The sequence below is a fragment of the Stenotrophomonas sp. PS02297 genome (assembly GCF_029959705.1).
GTDB lineage: Bacteria > Pseudomonadota > Gammaproteobacteria > Xanthomonadales > Xanthomonadaceae > Stenotrophomonas > Stenotrophomonas nitritireducens.
Genome location: NZ_JASCOS010000079.1, coordinates 1 through 17,175, shown reverse-complemented (window position 1 = coordinate 17,175; position 17,175 = coordinate 1). Strand labels below are relative to the sequence as shown.

Below are 17,175 nucleotides of genomic sequence, written 5' to 3'. Positions count from 1 at the left end.
CGCCCAGCGGCGTCGAGGTGCCGTGGGTGTTGAGGTAGTCGACCGGCCGATCCAGACCAGCCAGCGCCATGTTCATGCAGCGCACTGCGCCTTCGCCAGACGGCGCCACCATGTCGGCGCCGTCGGACGTCACGCCGTAACCGATCAGCTCGGCGTGGATGCGCGCACCGCGTGCAACGGCGTGGTCGTAGTCCTCCAGCACCAGCATGCCGGCGCCACCGGCGATGACGAAGCCGTCGCGGTTGGCGTCATACGGGCGCGAAGCCTGGGCGGGAGTGTCGTTGAAGCCGGTGGACAGCGCGCCCATGGCGTCGAACATCACGCTCATCGACCAATGCAGGTCCTCGCCGCCGCCAGCGAACACGATGTCCTGCGCGCCGTGGCGGATCAGGTCCGCCGCCGCGCCGATGCAGTGCGCCGAGGTGGCGCAGGCCGCGGACAGCGAGTAGCTCAGGCCCTTGATGCTGAAGGCGGTAGCCAGGTTGGCGGACACCGTCGAACACATCGTGCGCGGCACCATGTATGGACCGACCTTGCGCACGCCGCGGTTGCGCAGCAGGTCCGCCGCTTCCACCTGCCACTGGCTGGAGCCGCCGCCGGAACCGGCGATAAGGCCGGTGTGTACGTTGCTGACCTGCGCCTCGTCCAGGCCGGCGTCGGCGATGGCATCGCGCAGGGCGATGTAGCTGTAGGCCGCCGCGTCGCTCATGAAGCGCTTGAGCTTGCGGTCGATCTGCGCGTCCAGGTCGATGTCGACGCGGCCGCCGATCTGGCTGCGCAGCCCGGCCTCGGCGTGGTCGGGCAGGGCGACGATGCCGGAACGGCCTTCGCGCAGGGCGCTGGACACGGTGTCCAGATCGTTGCCGAGGCAGGAGTTGATCCCCATGCCGGTAATGACGACGCGACGCATCAGAAGCTCTCGGTGGAAGTGAACAGGCCCACGCGCAGGTCCTTGGCGGTGTAGATCTCACGGCCGTCGACCAGCATGCGGGCGTCGGCCTGGGCCATCACCAGCTTGCGGTTGATCACGCGCGAGATGTCGATCTCGTACTGCACCAGCTTGGCGCTGGGCAGCACCTGGCCGGTGAACTTGACCTCGCCGCAGCCCAGCGCACGGCCGCGGCCCTCGGCGCCCAGCCAGGTCAGGAAGAAGCCGGTGAGCTGCCACATCGCATCCAGGCCCAGGCAGCCGGGCATCACCGGGTCGCCGATGAAGTGGCAGCCGAAGAACCACAGGTCCGGGCGGATATCGAGTTCTGCCCGTACCAGGCCCTTGCCGTGCGGACCACCGTCATCGCGGATGTCGGTGATGCGGTCGAACATCAGCATCGGGTCGTTGGGGAGGCGGCCCTTGTTGGGCCCGAACAGCTCGCCGCGGGCGCTGGCCAGCAGCTGTTCGCGCGAGAACGCATTGAGACGGTTCATCGAAGCGGTAATCCGGAGCACGGAAACGTGGGTTAACGTCCGAGCATGCATGATGCGCGGGCTTTCAATCAACAGTTTTAACCGTACGCGTCCGTAGTGTTGCAGGGAAAAGCCGGCATGTTCGTCGCAGATCGTACCGGTGCGTATGGGGCGCCGGGCTATCATCATGGCCGTCCTCCGTTCCGCGGCCGCGTTTCCCGTCATGCGCAAGATCATCCACATCGACATGGACGCGTTCTATGCGTCGGTCGAACAGCGGGACGATCCGGCGTTGCGCGGCAGGCCGGTGGTAGTGGCCTGGCGGGGGAACCGCTCGGTGGTGTGCGCGGCGTCTTACGAGGCGCGTAGATTCGGCGTGCGCTCTGCGATGCCGGCAGTGCGCGCCGAACGGCTGTGCCCCGATGCGGTGTTCGTGCCACCGGATTTCGCCCGCTACAAGGCCGTGTCGCGGCAGATCCGCGAGATATTTCTGCGGCACACGCCGCTGGTGGAGCCGTTGTCGCTGGACGAGGCTTACCTGGACGTGACCGATTCCCCGACCTGCGACGGCATCGCCACCGAGATCGCGCGCACCATCCGCGCGCAGATCCGCGAGGCGACCTCGCTGACCGCCTCGGCCGGAATCGCGCCGAACAAGTTCCTGGCCAAGATCGCCTCGGACTGGCGCAAACCCGACGGCCAGTTCGTGGTGCCGCCGGCGCGCGTGGAGCAGTTCCTGACGCCGTTGCCGGTGAGTCGAGTGCCCGGGGTGGGCAAGGTGATGGAGGGGCGCCTGGCGGCGCTGGGCATCGCTACCGTGGGCGACCTGCGCAGTCTGCCTGCAGAGCAGCTGGAAGCCCTGTTCGGCACGTTCGGCCAGCGCCTGTACCGGCGTGCGCGCGGCATCGACGAGCGGCCGGTGGAGCCGGACCAGCCGGTGCAGTCGATTTCCTCCGAGGACACCTTCAGCGAAGACCTGCGGCTGGGCGAGTTCGATGAGCTGATCGCACAACTGGCCGCGCGGACCTGGCGCGCGACCGGGCGCACCGAGCGCGTCGGCCACACCGTGGTGCTCAAATTGAAGACCGCGCAGTTCCGCATCCTCACCCGCAGCTTCACCCCGGATGCACCGCCGGCCTCGGAGGAGGAGCTGCGCGACATCGCACTGGCGTTGTGCCAGCGCGTGCAGCTGCCGCCGGAAACGCGCTACCGGCTGGTGGGCGTGGGCCTGTCGGGCTTTCGCGACCGCGAGGATTCGGCGGTGCAGGGCGATCTTTTCCGGGACACCTCCCTGGGCTGAAGCGCTTCCACGCCCCGTTACAATCGGCCGCTTCCTGTCATGGAGTGGATGCGTGGGCATTGCAGCGCTGGTATTCGACCTGGACGGCACGCTGGTGGACAGCGCCGACGACATCGCCGAGGCGGTCAACCGCACGTTGGACGACCTGTCGTTGCCGCGCGTATCCGAGGCGACGGTACGCAGCTGGATCGGCGAAGGCGTGCGCCGGCTGGTGACCACCGCATTGGCGCATGCCCGTAGCACGCGCCCGCTGGACGAGGTGATGCCCACCTTCATGCGCCACTACCGTGACTGCCTGCTGCGCAGCCCGCGCCTGTACGGGGGCGTGGTCGAAGCGCTGCAACAGTTGCAGGCGCGCGGCCTGCCGATGGCGATCTGCACCAACAAGCCCTCGGCGCTGGTGCCGCCGCTGCTCGATCACCTGGGGATCGCCGGGCACTTCGCGTACATCATCGGCGGCGACACGCTGCCGCAGCGCAAGCCGGCCGCCGAGCCGCTGCTGCATGCGGCACAGCTGCTGGGGCAGGCGCCGGCGCATTGCCTGATGGTCGGTGATTCGGCCACCGACCTGGGCGCGGCGAACGCGGCCGGCATGCCCATCGTGCTGGTGCGCTATGGCTATCCGCGCGATCTTGATCTGGAGGCTGCCGATGCGGTCGCGGTGATCGACGATCTGCGGCAGCTCGCCGCTTGCATCTGAACGCGGAACGCATCTCCGCCCGATGGCGGTGAATTCCATAGGTTACGCAGGGGATACCTCTGCCGCATGCGGTCCGGCGCCGTGCGCTGTCGCCGGCAACCGCGTGTCTTCGGCCGTCGCCTGACATCTGTCTCCATGCCGGCTTCCCGCTGCAACCGCTGCTTTCCGATGGCCGCGGCCGCGTGCCCCAGCTCCAGTTTGTCCGCCAGTCGCCGTCCCGCTGACCGGCCGTTTCATCCATCGCCGCCGGAGCCATGGGATGCGGGCGGGGGCGATACGGCATGGGCCCCTGCCGGGGCCGGATACGGGGGATGACCGGAGCCTTATGCGAACTGCCCCATCGCAGCCCTGGGCAGGGTCCGGCGGGGCGAGGCGGGAGTGGCGGTGGTGCGCTGCCCGGCGCCGCATGAAACAACGCCCCGGCTGGCAGGCCGGGGCGTCGGGAGGAACTCAACCGTCCAGGCCGGCTCAGCGCGAGCGGTAGCGCAGGGTCAGCTGGTACTCGCGGCCGGGCTGGTTGTACCAGGCCACGGTTTCGTACTCGCGGTCGAACACGTTGGCCGCCCTGGCCTGCAGGCTCCATGCCTCGTTGATGGCGTATTCCACGCGCAGATCGACGGTGCCGTAGCCGGCCAGGCGCATGCTGTTGGCTGCGTTGTCGAAGCGGTGGCCGGTGCCGGTGGCGGTCACGCCCACGCGCAGCGGGCCGAAGCCGCGGTCCACGTCCAGGCGGCCGCTGGTACGGGCACGGCGCGGCAGCCAGTTGTCGTAGCTGGTCGCACCGTTGGTGTGGTCGCGCGGGTCGGTGAAGCTGGCCTGGGCATTGATGTCGAAACCGGTCAGCGACACGAAGCCGGTCAGCTCGGCGCCGCGGATGCGTGCCTTGGCGATGTTGTACGGCGTGTAGGTGCTGTCCAGCGCGATCAGCTGGTCGATGCGGGTTTCATAGGCGTTGAACGTCCAGTTCCAGCCGTCGGCGTACTGCGCGATGCCGACGTTGACGCTCTTGGATTCTTCCGGCTTCAGTTCCGGGTTGCTCGACCACGGGTAGTACAGGTCGTTGAAGGTCGGCGCCTTGAAACCGGTGCCGGCGCTGGCGGTCAGGCGCAGGCCGTTGCCGAAGGCGAAGCCGTAGCCGAGGCTGCCGGTGGTGTGGTTGCCGAACTGCTCGTTGTCGTCGTTGCGCACGCTGGCCTGCAGCGAGTGCGCGCCGAAGCGGCCCTGGTACTCGGCGAAGACGCCGGTGTTGTCGCGGCTGTCGATCGCATAGGCCGTGGTGCCGGTGACCTCGTCCTTCTGCCAGTCGGCACCGGCGGTCAGCTGCTGGCCCTCGGCGAACAGGACGTCGCCCTGCACGCTGGCGGTGTCGCGGCGCGTGTCGAAGGTGGAAACGAACGTGCGCTTGCCGGCGTCGGCGAAGTAGCTGTCGGCCTGGTCGTTGTTGCGGCCGACCTGCGCGGACAGGCGGAACGCCTCGCCGGGCGTCCACAGCAGCTTGCCGCCATACACCTGCTGGTGGTTTTCGGCCTCGTTGCCGCTGTAGATGCTGCCGTCGTATTCGTTGCGGCTGCTGGCATCGAGCACGTGGCCTTCCACGCTCAGGGTTTCGGCCAGCGCATAACCGCCGCGCAGGTTGAGCGATGCGTTGCGGTAGCCGTCGCGATCGGGTTCGTCGACGTAGCAGCCCTGGAACAGCGCGGCCGAGCCGTTGCAGGCGTTGATGCCGTCGGTCTTCTGCCAGGCGCCCTGCGCCGAAACCCAGCCGCGTTCGCCACGGTTGCTGAAGCCGGCGCTGGCCTGGCGCAGGTTGTGGCTGCCGGCGGTCAGCGCCAGGTTCTGCTGCAGCCCCTTGCCCGCGCTGCGGGTGAAGATCTGGATCACGCCGCCGATCGCCTCGGAGCCGTACAGGCTCGAACGCGGCCCGCGCACGATCTCGACGCGCTCGATCTGGTCGATGGGCAGGTCCTGCAGCGCCGGCATGCCGCTGGTGGCCGCGCCGATGCGCACGCCGTCGACCAGCACCAGCACCTGGTTGGAGGCGGTGCCGCGCATGAACAGCGAGGTGAGCTTGCCGGCGCCGCCCTGGTTGGCGAAATCCAGGCCGGCGCGGCCGCGCAGCAGGTCCAGCACCGAGCCGGCCTGGCTGCGGTCGATCTGCTCGCGGTCGATCACCTGCACCGGCACCACGCTGTCGGCGATGGACACCGGCGTGCGGGTGGCGGTGACGATCACGTCGTCCAGTTCGGTGGGCGCCTGCTCGGCGGCGGCGATGCCCGGCAGCGCGAGCGCCAGGGCGAGGGAAAGGGTGTGGTACGGCAGTTTCATGGGAACTCCTGGACCCGCGCGCTCCCGCGCGGACGGACGGTGGGGGCTGCCAGGAGAAGGGGACGACGGAGCGCGCGCACGGCGTCACTGCCGCCGCCATGCCCTCCGCATCGCAACCAGTCGGCTTCCGGGCCGGTCTCCGGGCTCGCAGGCGAAGCGCGTCGGCGCTTCCGTCCAGGCGCCTTCCCGTGCGATCGATGCACAGTGGCGGTATGCCTGTCCTTGTCCTGCTTACCGTTGCGGGGGCAGCGCCGGAATGGCGCGGCCAGGGGCATCCCTGGCGTGCGCGGCACCGGCTTCCCGTTTCAACCGGCCGGAGCGAGCCCGGCCAGTCACCCGAAAGTGCGCGCATTCTATGCCATCGCCCGCGTCGCCGCCCGGCGCAGCCGGTGGCGGGTGGGCAGCGCCGGATTGGCGCCCTGTGCGGCACATCGTGGAAGCGGCCCGCGCCCTACAATGCGCGATTGCAATGCAGTATCGGAACACACGTGACAGAAGCATGGTTCACCCGGCCCTGCCCGGCGCCTTCGCAGGCGCACCGGCAGCATGCCATCGCCCGCCAGCGGCAACTGACCAAACCGGAAGGCGCGCTGGGGCGCCTGGAAACCCTCGCCATCGAGCTGGCTGCGCTGCAGGGACGCGAGCAGCCGCAGGCCGCGCGGGTGCCGGTGCTGGTGTTCGCCGGCGACCATGGCGTCGCCGTGCAGGGCGTATCGGCGTATCCGGCGGAAGTGACGGTGCAGATGCTGCGCAACTTCGCCGCAGGTGGTGCCGCCATCGCCGTGCTGTCGCGCGAACTGGGGTTGCCGCTGCATGTCTGGGACGTGGGCAGCCTGGCCGACGCGCCGCTCGCCGGCGTGACCTGCGACAAGCCGCGCCGTGGCACCGACGATTTCAGCGCCGGTCCGGCGATGGCGCCGGCCGACCTCGATGCGGTTTTCGACGCCGGCCGGCGCGCGGTCGAAGCCGCTTGCGGCGACGGCGCGGACCTGCTGCTGCTCGGCGAGATGGGCATCGGCAACACCACCTCGGCCAGCGCGCTGGCGGCGGTACTCGGGCCATTGCCCCTGGCGGACCTGGTGGGTGCGGGCACCGGCCTGGATGCGGCGCGCATCGCTCACAAGCAGGCCGTGACCGCACGCGCATTGGCCCTGCACGGCGAAGCGATCGCCGCCGCTGCCGACCCCGGCCGCGAAGCCCTGCGCCGCGTCGGCGGATTGGAGATCGCCGCGCTGGCCGCGGCCATGATCGCCGTCGCCCAGCGCGGCGTTCCGGTGCTGGTGGATGGTTTCATCGTCTCGGCCGCGGCGCTGGCCGCGGTGCGCATCAACCCCTCGCTGCGGCCATGGCTGCTGTTCTCGCATCGTTCCGCCGAGCGCGGGCATGCGCGGGTACTGGCGGCCCTGCAGGCCGACCCCCTGCTGCAGTTGGACCTGCGCCTGGGCGAAGGTTCCGGTGCCGCGCTGGCGCTGCCGCTGCTGCGCCTGGCCTGCGCGCTGCACAACGGCATGGCGACCTTCGCCGAGGCCGCCATCGCCGGGCAGAGCGCCGCGCCATGATCCTGGACCTGATGCGCCATGCCTCCACCGGCCGCCAGGGCCATCTGGATGGCCGCACCGATCCGCCGCTGCTCGACGGGGCCATGGATGCGCTGCTGCGCTGCCATGGCGATGGCCAATGGAGCCGGGTGATCGCCTCGCCGCGGCGCCGTGCGCTGGATACCGCCACCGCGCTGGTCGCCGGCCGCGACCTGTTCTGCGAGATCCACCCGGACTGGGCCGAACTGGATTTCGGCGACTGGGATGGCTGCCATTACGACGAGATCCCGGCCGAGCTGCTGGCTGGACTCTACGACGCGCCGCACGCGGTGGTGCCGCCCAACGGCGAGAGCTGGCGGCAGTTCGAGGCGCGCATCGATGCGCAGCTGCGGCGGCTGCTCGACGAGGACGAGGACGAGGACGAAGACGAGGGCGCCGGACCGGTGCTCGTGGTCAGCCATGCCGGCGTACTGCGGCTGGCGGTGTCGCGCGTGTGCGGCATGCCGCTGGCCGCGTTGTGGGCGATGCGCATCGACTACGGCACCCGCGTGCGCCTGCGCGTGGAGCGCGGCGGGGATGGCCAGCTGTGGGGCGAGCTGCTGGAGCTGTGCCAGCCGTGAGCGTGCGCCGCCTGATCCTGGCGATCCAGTTCCTGACCCGGCTGCCGACGCCGCAGGTCAGGGATTTCCGCGACGACGACCTGAGCCGCGCGGCGGTGTACTACCCCTTGGTGGGCGCGATCATCGGCGTGCTGCTGGCTGCGCCGCTGTACCTGCTTGGCGACCGGCCGTGGCTGGCCGGCGTGCTCACCCTGCTGCTGTGGGTGTGGGCGACCGGCGCGCTGCACCTGGACGGGCTGGGCGACGTGGCCGATGCCTTCGGCGCCGCGCACCGCGATCCGCAGCGCTTCCTCGAGGTGCTCAAGGACCCGCACATGGGCGTGTTCGGCGTGGTCACGCTGGTGATGCAGCTGCTGCTCAAGTTCGTGCTGCTGACCGAGCTCGCCGCCAGCCCGCTGTGGTTCGGCATCGTACTGGTGCCTGCGTGGGCGCGCTGGGGCACGCTGTGGTGGAGCCGCCTGCTGCCGTCGCTGCATGGCGCGGGCATGGCCGAGCGCTTTTCCTGGCAGCTGAGCCTGCGCTCGATGTGGCTGTGGGCGCTGCTGCTGGCGGCGGTCACCGCTTTCGTCGCCTGGCCGCTGCTGCTCGCGCTGGGGCTGGTGCCGCTGGTCGCGGCATATTGGCGGCGCCGGTTGGGCGGCATTTCCGGCGATTGTCTCGGCGCCAGCGTCGAGGTCACCGAAAGCCTGCTGCTGCTGGCGCTGGTGCTGCTGGGCGGCGTCGCACTGCCCTTGCCGTAGCTGCCGGGCTTGCCCGGCAGGCAGGGGGATTCAATCCTCGCCGAAGCGGATTTCGCCGACCTCGTCGCCGCTGTCGTGATCGCCCGCGTCGGGCGACTGCATGTGAGTCTCGCGCACCGGCCCGGCCATCTGCCCGGCGCGCGCGGTCGGCAGCCCGCCTGCAGCGACTTCGTACTCGGCGACCAACTGCTGGCGCCGCGCCTCCGGCACCTCCTGCCAATGGCAGCCGACCAGCGCGCCTTCCAGCGAATAGAGCAGGTTGAGGCTGGGCTTGAAGCCGGCGCGGCGCACCTTGACGAAGGCGCCGACCGCGCCGACCGCGGCCAGGTCCTCGGCACTGCGCAGCCCGACCTGGCGCAGCCACGCCGCACTCTTCGGGCCGATGTTGCGCAGCTTCAACGCGCTCATGCCAGCGCCTCGACGAAGACCCGGGCGATGGCTTCCAGCCCCGCCTGGTCGTCGGCATCGAAGCGCGAGGTGACGGGGCTGTCCAGGTCGAACACACCCACCAGCGCGCCGTCATGGACCAGCGGCACCACCAGTTCCGAGCGCGAGGCCGAGTCGCAGGCGATGTGGCCCGGGAAGGCATCCACGTCTTCCACGCGCTGGGTCTGGCGGGTGCTGGCCGCCGCACCGCACACGCCCTTGTGCAGCGGAATGCGCACGCAGGCCGGCAGGCCCTGGAACGGGCCGACCACCAGTTCGGTGCCGTCGAAGAAGTAGAAACCCACCCAGTTGAGCTGCGGCAGCGCGTGATACACCAGCGCCGACAGGTTGGCGGCGTTGGCGATGCGGTCGGTTTCGCCATGGACGAGCGCGCGGGCCTGGGCCAGCAGCTGGGCGTACTGTTCCGGCTTGCTGCCGGTGAGCGTGGTGGAACTGAACATCAGCAGAGTCTAACCGCTGCCCGAGCGCGATTGTTTCCGCGGGGCCCGGCTGCCGGCCTGTGTGCAGCGAGGGAGCGCAGGGCGTGGATCCCGGGATCGTGCGTCGATGACATCGCAGGATGCCGAGGCCATGGCCGGATCCACGGGCGCGGGAGGGCCCGGTGCTCCGTAGTGCCGGGCAGCGCCCGGCGGGGCTTTGCCGGGAGAGCTCCAGCGGGGCGTTGCTCCGCTCTACAACAGGGCGGGCATGTTTTTCAGGTGGTCGGCGAGGAGCCAGAAGGCCGCACGGAGCGGTTCTGGACATCGCTTGTCGATTGCTGGACGGGGTGCGAGGAAGGGCGGAACAAAAAAGACCCGGCAACGGGAGAGAGATCGTTGCCGGGTCCGGACAGGGCGCGGGGGAGGGGGTTCCGCGCGCTGTTGAGCGGGTAGGTCAGCTGGCCTTGGCGCGTGGGCGCCTGGCGGTTCTGCCCTGGAGCGGTTGCTGCGCCAGTTCGGCCAGCGCCTGCCCGGTCTTCAGGCCCAGGCCGGCGATTTCCTGCCCGGCCGAAGCCAGCCGCTGCAGGTTCTCCTGCGCCACCTGCAGGCCCTTGGGCAGCAGCGACGGCAGGTCCGCCTGCGGGCCGGGATGCGCCAGTTCGCCGAGAAAGCCGGCGGTGGCGGTGGCATTGCGCTCGAAGGTGCGCAACTGCACGCCGACCGCGCTTTCCGCGTTCTCAAGTGCCAGCCGGTTGGCGCGATTGGCCAGTGCCGCGAACTGCCGTGTGTAGTCGCTGAAACCGTCGTCGAACCGGGCGGCCATGGCCGTGCTCCGTCATTTGTTGCGGCGCAGCATATCGTCCAGCGTGGCGGTGCGGAAGCCCGGCGCCTGCGGTTGCCGGGGATCGTTCAGGTCAGGTGCCGCGGTAGCGGCAGCCGGAGGTGCAGGTCTCGTGCACGGTCACCGCGCTCAATTGCGGCAACCCCGGCTTGAGCCGGTCCCAGATCCATATCGCCAGGCGCTCGCTGGTCGGGTTTTCCAGCCCGGCGATGTCGTTGAGATAGTGATGGTCGAGCTGCTCATAGAGCGGCTGGAAGGCCGCCTTGATGTCGCCGAAATCCATCACCCAGCCTGACTCGGCGCCCGGTTCGCCGCTCACTTGCAGGCGCACGCGGAACGAGTGGCCATGCAGGCGCGCGCACTTGTGGCCTGGCGGGACGTTGGGCAGCCGATGGGCGGCCTCGAGGGTGAAATCTTTGAAGATGTCCATGGCGGCGATTGTACTGGCGGGGACGGGAAATCCCTTTGTGGCCGAGCACGCCGCTCATCGATGATGAAGGAAGGCGGCTTTGGTGCCTGGTCATGCGCGCATGCGCAGACGCGATTGCGCCTGATCCACCGGGCACTGCGATCGTGGCTGTACCGCACCGCCGCGGCGTGTGGTCGGCGCGACCGGGCCGTGAGCCAACGTTCGATCCGGCCGCGGTCCTGGTTGCCGGGACAGGCGCCACGATGCACGGGTATCGAATGCCGCGTTTCAGAGCAAAAAGGGGCCTTGCGCTGATGCCTTCGCGGACGTGTGGCAGTGCGCGTGGCCTGTACGTAGGCGTGTATCGGCAGCCCGCAACCCGGTTCAGCCATGGATTGCGCGAGATGCGCACGGCAGGGGCGGCGGACGCGGGTACCGGCATCGGAGCGGAGTTGGCAACAGGTGTTTGGCAAGAATTCCTATTTGCAAATGATTCTCAATAAAATAGAATGGTGAAGCCGGGGTGAATGTGCCCCGTTCATCGGGACCTGTTCATGAGAATCCATTCGTTGGCCCTGCTGCTGGCGGCGACCGCCCTGCCGGCGGCGGCACCGGCACACACCCCCTTCCTCGCCCCCGCCAGTTTCGACGCCCGCGAGGGCAGTACGGTCAGCCTCGACGCGGCTTTCGCCGAAGCTTTCTTCGTGCCTGAAGCCGCGTTCGACGACAGCGAGTTCGTGGTGACCGATCCAACCGGCAGGACCCGCGCGCTGGAAACGGTGCAACGCCTGCGTACCCGCACGGTGGCGGAGCAGCGGCTGGATGCGGGCAAGGGCACCTATCGTTTCAGTACCGGACCGCGGCTCGGCGCGCTGTTCCGCACCTGGGAGATCGGCGGCAAGCGGGAAAGCAGCCGCGACCCGGCGACGAGGATCCCGGCGGGCGCCAAGGTGATCTCCAACTTCCAGTCATTGACGCTGGCCGAAGCCTACGTGAGCGTCGGTGCGCCCGATCGTGCCGCCTTGGCGCCGCGCGGCAAGGGGCTGGAGTTCGTTCCGGTCACCCATCCGAGCGACCTGTATGTCGGCGAGGACTTCGAATTCGTCGTGCAGTACGACGGCAGGCCGTTGCCCGCGCAGAAGATCGAAGTGACCGAGGCGGTGTGGACGTCCGACCGCAAGCCGGCGCTGGAAACCGTGGAGAGCGATGCCGCCGGCCACGTGCGGCTGAAGTTGGCGCAGGCCGGCACCTTCCTCGCACTGGCCCGCCATCGCAGCCCCGCGCCGGCAGGAGCCCCGGTGCCCGAGTACAGCAACAGCTACACGCTCACCTTCCATGTACTGACGCCGTGAGGCGTCGTCGTTTCCCGGAGACACCCATGCGCAAGTTCCTTTCCGTCGCCCCGCTGCTGCTGGCGATCCCCTTCGTTTCCCATGCCCAGGCGCAGCGTCCGGCAACACCTGGCCCGGTGCTCGCGCCGTCCGTGGCTGCTTTCCTGGAGCAGTTCGATGAGGCCGGCACCGGCAGCGTCAGCCGGGAGCAGTTCCTCGCGTTCCGCCAGCAGCGCTATGCGCAGACCGACGAGAACCGGGATGGCGCGGTCGATGAGGACGAATACGTCAACGAATACCTGGCCCGCCTGGACGCCCGGCTGGAGAAGGCGCGCGCCGGCCATGTCGCGCAGACCCGCACCCGCTTCGACGCGCTCGATGCCGACAAGGATGGCAGGGTGAGCCGCGCCGAGTTCGATGCGGCCGGCGAGCGGACCTGGAGCGGCTACCAGAAGCTGCTGGCCGAGGGCGAGCCCAGGCGTGCAGCGTCGCCGCGCGTCAGCGACCCGCTGCGCATGCCGACCTCGCACAGCCTGGCTGGCATGCTGGAGATCTACGACCGCGATGGCGATGGCCGCATCGACCGTGCCGAGTTCGAACAGGTGCGGAAGGACATGTTCGCCGCGGCCGATCGCGGCGGCACCGGGCTCCTGGATTTCGCGGACTACCTGGCCGAGTTCGAGGACCGCCTGGACCGCCGCGCCGCCAGCGTGCGCGATGCCGCGGCACAGCAGGCACGCGTGCGCTTCAAGGCACTGGATACCGATCGCGACGGACGCATGACCTTCGCCGAGTACCAGGTTTCGGGCAAGCGCCTGTTCGACCGTGCCGACAGCAATGGCGACGGCGTGGTCGATGCGCGCGATCCCGAGCCGGCGCCTGCCGCGCCCGCGCGCACCGCTCCCTGATCGCGGCCCGCTGTCCATGTCGATCTCCCTGCGCTCGCTGGCCACGCTCGTCCTTGCACTCGCCGGTGGCGGCGTGGCGGCCGCACCGGTGCTGCAGCACTACCAGCACGAGCAGGTGCTGGGCACGTCGCTGCGGATGAGCGTGGCCGGTGTCGGCCCGGCTGAGGCCGAGGCGGCGCATGCGGCGGCGCTGGCGGAAATCGGGCGGCTGGAGGCCGTGTTCAGTACCTGGCGCGAGGACAGCGAACTGTCGCGGTTGAACCGCGCCGGCGCGCCGCTGCCGGTGTCGCCCGAACTGCGCCGGCTGCTCGCGTTGTGCGAGCACTGGCGCGAAGCCAGCGACGGCGCTTTCAGTTGCCGGCTCGGTGGCCCGTTGCAGGCCTGGCGCGAAGCGGCCGCCACCGGCGTCCTGCCGGATCGCGTGCAGCTGCGCCGGCAGGCGCGCGCGCTGGCGCAGCTGCAACCGGAACCGGCCTCGGTGCTGCCGGCGCCATCCCCCGGCCTGCTGCAGTGGCAGGTCGACGGCGTGGCCAAGGGCCACATCCTCGACCTCGCGCTGCAACGTGCGCGCGACGCCGCACCGCAGGCGTCAGGGATCGCGCTGGACATCGGCGGCGACGCTGTCTACTGGGGCGGGCCGGAAGCAGGGCAGGGCTGGCGCGTCGGCGTCGCCGATCCGCTTGCGCCCGCCGACAACGCGGCGCCGCGCGCGACGCTGCAGCTGCGCTCGCTGGCGATCGCCTCCAGCGGCCATCGCAGCCGCGGTTTCAAGGTGGGGCGCCGCCAGTACAGCCACCTGCTCGACCCGATGGAAGGCTGGCCCCTGGCCTATCCGCCGTCGGCCACCGTAGTGGCGCCGGATGCGGCCACCGCCGATGCATTGGCCACGGCCCTGAGCGTGATGCCGATCCGTGACGGCCTGGCCTGGGTGGAGCAGCTGCCCGGCGTGGAAGCACTGGTCGTCAGCGACCGTGGCGTGAGCTTCGCCAGCAGCGGTTGGCATCGCCTGTTGTCCGTGGAGATGGGCGGAGCAGTGGCGGCATGGCCGCGACCGCTGCGCATCGACTACGAGATCCCGCCGCAGGACACGGCCCGTTACCGCGCGCCCTACCTGGCGCTGTGGATCGCGCGGCCCGACGGCAGCCCCGTGCGGCAGCTGCTGGTGCTGGGCGACCGCTCGCGCTACCTGCAGGAACTGCCGCAATGGTGGCGCCTGTACGGGCGCGACGACGAGCCCGCCGTGCACGGCATCGCCCGCCCGACGCGGCTGCCTGGCCACTATTCGGTGACCTGGGATGGGCTCGATGACCAGGGCCGGCCATGCCCGCCCGGCGAGTACCGCATCGAGCTGGAGGCGGCGCGCGAACACGGCGGCCGCCAGCGCCTCAGCCTCGCCGTGCATGCGCCCGACGGGCAGGCCCGGCACCTGCCGCGCGCTGGCGACGAGATCGGCGCGCTGCACGCGCATCGCGGCGACGACGCGCCCTAGCGTCCGCCACACCCGCAAACGCCCCCCAGCACCGCGCCGGTGACCTCCGGCCTCCGCAGCCAGGAACGGCATGCCGCCCACGCGGCGAATCCTTCGACCCTTCCTTCTGTGGAGCTTGACCATGAAACCCGCCCCCTCCCTGCTGACCCTGGCGATCCTGTCCGGCCTTTCGCCGCTGGCCCATGCCGATGCCGCGCCGGACGCGCGCACGCTGGATACCGTGAAGGTGGAGGCCGCGCGCGAGAACAACGCGCGTTCGGCCACCCAGAACGTGCGCGTGGTGACGCGCGCCGAGCTGGACGACGAGATGGCCGAGAGCATGGAAGACCTCGTGCGCTACATCCCCGGCGTGAGCATCGCCGACATGGGGCGTTTCGGCGACAACGGCTTCAATATCCGCGGCATGGAAGGCGACCGCGTGTCGATGACCATCGATGGCCTGGGCATGGCCGAGGGGCTGGAAACCGCGCGCAGCTACGAGTTCTTCCGCGCTGGCCGCGGCGGCGTGGACATCGACACGCTGAAGCAGGTGGAGGTGATCAAGGGCGCCGATGCCATCGCTGCCGGCAGTGGTTCGCTGGGCGGTGGCGTGGTGTTCACCACCAAGGATCCGTCCGACTACCTCAAGCCCAGCGGCAACGACAGCTTCGGCAGCGTCAAGCTCGGCTATACCGGCTACAACGACGAGAAGCTAGGCTCGTTCACCGCCGCCAACCGTACCGGCATCGTGGAGTCCATGCTGGTCTACACCAAGCGCAAGGCGCATGAATCCGAAGGCTGGTACGACTCCACCGCGGTCGCCACCGGCAGCGCCCGGCGCCTGCCGGACCCGATCGACCACGACAGCGACAACGTGCTGGCCAAGGTCGATTTCGTGCTGAGTCCCGAGCACCGCCTGGGCGTTGTGTACGAGCGCAACCGGGTCGACAACCTGGTGGACAACCTCAGCCGGGTCAGCGCGCCGGGCTATCTGCAGCGCTGGGGCGAGGACAGCAACAGCCGCGACCGCTACGGCCTGCGCTATGTGTGGAATGCCGGCAATGCGGCCTTCGACACCGCGCAGCTGCAGGTGGACCGGCAGAAGACCGACAGCCGCGGCATCACCCGCGTGGTGAGCGGCAGCGGCAGTTCGGCCAATCCCACGGTCACGCCGAACACCACCGCCTGCACGCTGGCCGCGACCTGCCAGCGCGCCGAGGACCGCCACACCGCGCAGGTCCTGGACCGGGTGGCGCTGGACATGGACAAGCGCGCCGGCGCGCATGCGCTGATCTATGGCGCATCCTGGCAGAACCGCGAGATCGACTACGGCGCCATCGACTACCGCTGGAACAATGCCGGCGTGCTGGATACCGCCACCGTCGATCCCGGCCAGGTGCCGCGTACCGACGCCGCGTCGTGGAACGTGTACCTGCGCGACCGCATCGACCTGCTCGACGAGCGGCTGCAGCTCAACCTGGGCGCGCGCTACGACCGCCACGACTACACGCCGCACCCGGATGCGACGTTCGTCGACCGGACCGGCACGGTGCGCCCGGTGCGCTTCGCCTCGCCGACCTGGCAGGCCGGGTTGAGCTACCTGGCGGCGGCGGGGCATACGCTGTGGTTCCAGGCCGGGCGCGGCTTCCGCGCGCCGACCACCGGCGAGATGTATGCGCCGACCAGCACCACCGACATCACCGAAGTGGCGACCGGCAAGCTGGTCACCGTACCGACCAGCGCGGCCAATCCGGACCTCGCCTCGGAAAAGAGCCTCAACCTGGAACTGGGCTGGCGCTGGGAAAGCGTGCGTTCGCGCCTGGGCGTCTCGGTCTTCCGCGACCGTTACGACGACTTCATCGAAAGCGTGCGCGTGCTGCGCGATCCCGGCATCGAGTACCGCACCTGCACCGGCACCCGCTGCAGCACCGCGCTGGGCTACAGCTTCTCCAGCCAGGCCAACGTCGGCGAGGTCACCGTCAAGGGCGTGGAAGCCGAGGGCCTGTGGCAGCTGGGCGACGCCTGGCTGCTGCGTGCGGTGTACTCGCACAACGAAGGCGAGCTGCGCGGCGGCAAGCCGCTGGACAGCATCAACCCGGACCGCGGCGTGCTCGGCCTGAGCTGGCAGGGCATGGACGAGCGCCTGCGCCTGACCGGCGCGCTGACCCACGCGCTGGCCAAGAAGCGCAAGGACGTGGCCGTGGCCAGCGACGTGTTCGGACAGGTCGCCGAGCCGTTCCTCAGCGATGCCTACACCGTGTTCGACCTGTTCGGCAGCCTGCGCGTCAATGCGCACCTGAAAATCAGCGCCGGCGTCTACAACCTGTTCGACGAGCGCTATTACCAGTGGGCGCGCATCCGCAATGTCACCCGCGGCGACTTTTACCTGTACGGCTATGCCACCGAAGAGGGCATCGGCCGCTACAGCGAGCCGGGCCGCAACTACCGCGTCAACCTGACCTGGACGTTCTGAGCGCTTGCCCGCCGCTCCGGTGAAACGGCTGCAGGGATGCGGCCCCTGCACCGGCGCTGGCGGGGTACCAAAAGAAAACGGCCGCATCGCGGCCGTTTTCTTCAGGGGCACAAGCGCCGGTCAGACCGCGCTGTTCGGGCGCGAGGCGGCTCCGCGGCCACGGCCGCCACGGCGGCGGCGTGCCGGGCCGGCCGGCTGGCCTTCGCGGCGCTGGCCGTTGCCTTCGCCACGCGGTGTGCCGGAGGGCTGCCC

Annotated in this window: 15 protein-coding genes, 1 pseudogene and 1 riboswitch; of the genes and pseudogenes, 9 read left to right on the top strand and 7 right to left on the bottom strand. The window is 69.9% G+C overall.

The window, feature by feature from the left end; genetic code table 11:
* Both QMX80_RS13780 and fabA read right to left on the bottom strand, forming a co-directional pair.
* On the bottom strand, positions 1–910 hold a 910-nt coding region (locus QMX80_RS13780), incomplete at its 3' end, for a beta-ketoacyl synthase N-terminal-like domain-containing protein (RefSeq protein ID WP_282277628.1).
* Positions 910–1,425: a 3-hydroxyacyl-[acyl-carrier-protein] dehydratase FabA gene (gene fabA / locus QMX80_RS13775; protein ID WP_055772609.1), complete on the bottom strand. Its 516-nt coding sequence runs from the start codon at positions 1,423–1,425 to the stop codon at positions 910–912. The genes fabA and QMX80_RS13780, both read right to left, overlap by 1 nt.
* A 202-nt stretch (positions 1,426–1,627) precedes the next feature.
* Between fabA and dinB the strand changes: the two genes are divergently transcribed.
* Positions 1,628–2,704 (top strand): DNA polymerase IV, encoded by a 1,077-nt coding sequence (gene dinB / locus QMX80_RS13770; RefSeq protein WP_282277626.1) that lies wholly within the window; start codon positions 1,628–1,630, stop codon positions 2,702–2,704.
* A 52-nt stretch (positions 2,705–2,756) separates the two neighbouring features.
* On the top strand, positions 2,757–3,404 hold the full coding sequence (gph, locus tag QMX80_RS13765; protein WP_273084429.1) for a phosphoglycolate phosphatase: 648 nt from the start codon (positions 2,757–2,759) through the stop codon (positions 3,402–3,404).
* Positions 3,405–3,872: 468 nt separating this feature from the next.
* Here the strand turns inward: gph and btuB are convergent, their stop codons facing one another.
* Positions 3,873–5,729 (bottom strand): TonB-dependent vitamin B12 receptor, encoded by a 1,857-nt coding sequence (gene btuB, locus QMX80_RS13760; protein ID WP_282277624.1) that lies wholly within the window; start codon positions 5,727–5,729, stop codon positions 3,873–3,875.
* Positions 5,730–5,841: 112 nt separating this feature from the next.
* Positions 5,842–6,084: riboswitch (cobalamin riboswitch) on the bottom strand.
* Between the two features lie 133 nt (positions 6,085–6,217).
* Between btuB and cobT the strand changes: the two genes are divergently transcribed.
* From cobT to cobS, 3 genes are read left to right on the top strand one after another with little or no spacing between them, the layout of a single operon-like run.
* Positions 6,218–7,288 carry a nicotinate-nucleotide--dimethylbenzimidazole phosphoribosyltransferase gene (gene cobT, locus QMX80_RS13755; RefSeq protein WP_282277623.1) on the top strand — a complete coding sequence of 357 codons (1,071 nt, stop codon included), beginning with the start codon at positions 6,218–6,220 and terminating at the stop codon, positions 7,286–7,288.
* On the top strand, positions 7,285–7,887 hold the full coding sequence (locus tag QMX80_RS13750) for a histidine phosphatase family protein (protein WP_282277621.1): 603 nt from the start codon (positions 7,285–7,287) through the stop codon (positions 7,885–7,887). The genes cobT and QMX80_RS13750 overlap by 4 nt, the downstream gene beginning before the upstream one ends.
* The gene (gene cobS, locus QMX80_RS13745) at positions 7,884–8,627 is read left to right on the top strand and encodes an adenosylcobinamide-GDP ribazoletransferase (protein ID WP_055772672.1); all 744 of its coding nucleotides are present in this window, start codon (positions 7,884–7,886) and stop codon (positions 8,625–8,627) included. The genes QMX80_RS13750 and cobS overlap by 4 nt, the downstream gene beginning before the upstream one ends.
* A gap of 159 nt (positions 8,628–8,786) precedes the next feature.
* Here cobS and QMX80_RS13740 read toward each other — a convergent pair.
* The 4 genes and pseudogenes from QMX80_RS13740 to queD form a co-directional block, all read right to left on the bottom strand.
* Positions 8,787–9,035: pseudogene (locus QMX80_RS13740) on the bottom strand (TfoX/Sxy family protein); the annotation flags it as partial.
* Positions 9,032–9,514 (bottom strand): GAF domain-containing protein, encoded by a 483-nt coding sequence (locus tag QMX80_RS13735; protein ID WP_055772594.1) that lies wholly within the window; start codon positions 9,512–9,514, stop codon positions 9,032–9,034. The pseudogene QMX80_RS13740 and the gene QMX80_RS13735, both read right to left, overlap by 4 nt.
* Positions 9,515–9,947: 433 nt before the next feature.
* On the bottom strand, positions 9,948–10,316 hold the full coding sequence (locus tag QMX80_RS13730) for a phasin family protein (protein ID WP_282277619.1): 369 nt from the start codon (positions 10,314–10,316) through the stop codon (positions 9,948–9,950).
* Between the two features lie 91 nt (positions 10,317–10,407).
* Positions 10,408–10,764, bottom strand: a complete 357-nt coding sequence (queD, locus tag QMX80_RS13725) for a 6-carboxytetrahydropterin synthase QueD (RefSeq protein WP_282277617.1) — start codon at positions 10,762–10,764, stop codon at positions 10,408–10,410.
* A gap of 533 nt (positions 10,765–11,297) precedes the next feature.
* On the opposite strand from queD, the gene QMX80_RS13720 reads away from it, so the two are divergent.
* The 4 genes from QMX80_RS13720 (at position 11,298) to QMX80_RS13705 (ending at position 16,923) form a co-directional block, all read left to right on the top strand.
* Complete coding sequence (locus tag QMX80_RS13720; protein WP_282277616.1) at positions 11,298–12,095, top strand: DUF4198 domain-containing protein; 798 nt, start codon at positions 11,298–11,300, stop codon at positions 12,093–12,095.
* A 26-nt stretch (positions 12,096–12,121) separates the two neighbouring features.
* A complete protein-coding gene (locus QMX80_RS13715; RefSeq protein WP_282277615.1) occupies positions 12,122–12,982 on the top strand; it encodes an EF-hand domain-containing protein in 861 nt (286 codons plus the stop codon).
* Positions 12,983–12,998: 16 nt separating this feature from the next.
* Positions 12,999–14,471: a DUF2271 domain-containing protein gene (locus QMX80_RS13710; protein WP_282277613.1), complete on the top strand. Its 1,473-nt coding sequence runs from the start codon at positions 12,999–13,001 to the stop codon at positions 14,469–14,471.
* A gap of 121 nt (positions 14,472–14,592) precedes the next feature.
* Positions 14,593–16,923, top strand: a complete 2,331-nt coding sequence (locus QMX80_RS13705; protein WP_282277612.1) for a TonB-dependent hemoglobin/transferrin/lactoferrin family receptor — start codon at positions 14,593–14,595, stop codon at positions 16,921–16,923.
* Positions 16,924–17,175: the final 252 nt, after the last annotated feature.

What these genes read in the sequence shown, in the direction of transcription:
- fabA (WP_055772609.1), bottom strand. Translation starts at nt 1,425, where the DNA reads ATGAACCGTCTCAATGCGTTCTCGCGCGAACAGCTGCTGGCCAGCGCC.
- dinB (WP_282277626.1), top strand. Translation starts at nt 1,628, where the DNA reads ATGCGCAAGATCATCCACATCGACATGGACGCGTTCTATGCGTCGGTC.
- btuB (WP_282277624.1), bottom strand. Translation starts at nt 5,729, where the DNA reads ATGAAACTGCCGTACCACACCCTTTCCCTCGCCCTGGCGCTCGCGCTG.
- QMX80_RS13750 (WP_282277621.1), top strand. Translation starts at nt 7,285, where the DNA reads ATGATCCTGGACCTGATGCGCCATGCCTCCACCGGCCGCCAGGGCCAT.
- QMX80_RS13735 (WP_055772594.1), bottom strand. Translation starts at nt 9,514, where the DNA reads ATGTTCAGTTCCACCACGCTCACCGGCAGCAAGCCGGAACAGTACGCC.
- QMX80_RS13730 (WP_282277619.1), bottom strand. Translation starts at nt 10,316, where the DNA reads ATGGCCGCCCGGTTCGACGACGGTTTCAGCGACTACACACGGCAGTTC.
- queD (WP_282277617.1), bottom strand. Translation starts at nt 10,764, where the DNA reads ATGGACATCTTCAAAGATTTCACCCTCGAGGCCGCCCATCGGCTGCCC.
- QMX80_RS13720 (WP_282277616.1), top strand. Translation starts at nt 11,298, where the DNA reads ATGAGAATCCATTCGTTGGCCCTGCTGCTGGCGGCGACCGCCCTGCCG.
- QMX80_RS13715 (WP_282277615.1), top strand. Translation starts at nt 12,122, where the DNA reads ATGCGCAAGTTCCTTTCCGTCGCCCCGCTGCTGCTGGCGATCCCCTTC.
- QMX80_RS13710 (WP_282277613.1), top strand. Translation starts at nt 12,999, where the DNA reads ATGTCGATCTCCCTGCGCTCGCTGGCCACGCTCGTCCTTGCACTCGCC.
- QMX80_RS13705 (WP_282277612.1), top strand. Translation starts at nt 14,593, where the DNA reads ATGAAACCCGCCCCCTCCCTGCTGACCCTGGCGATCCTGTCCGGCCTT.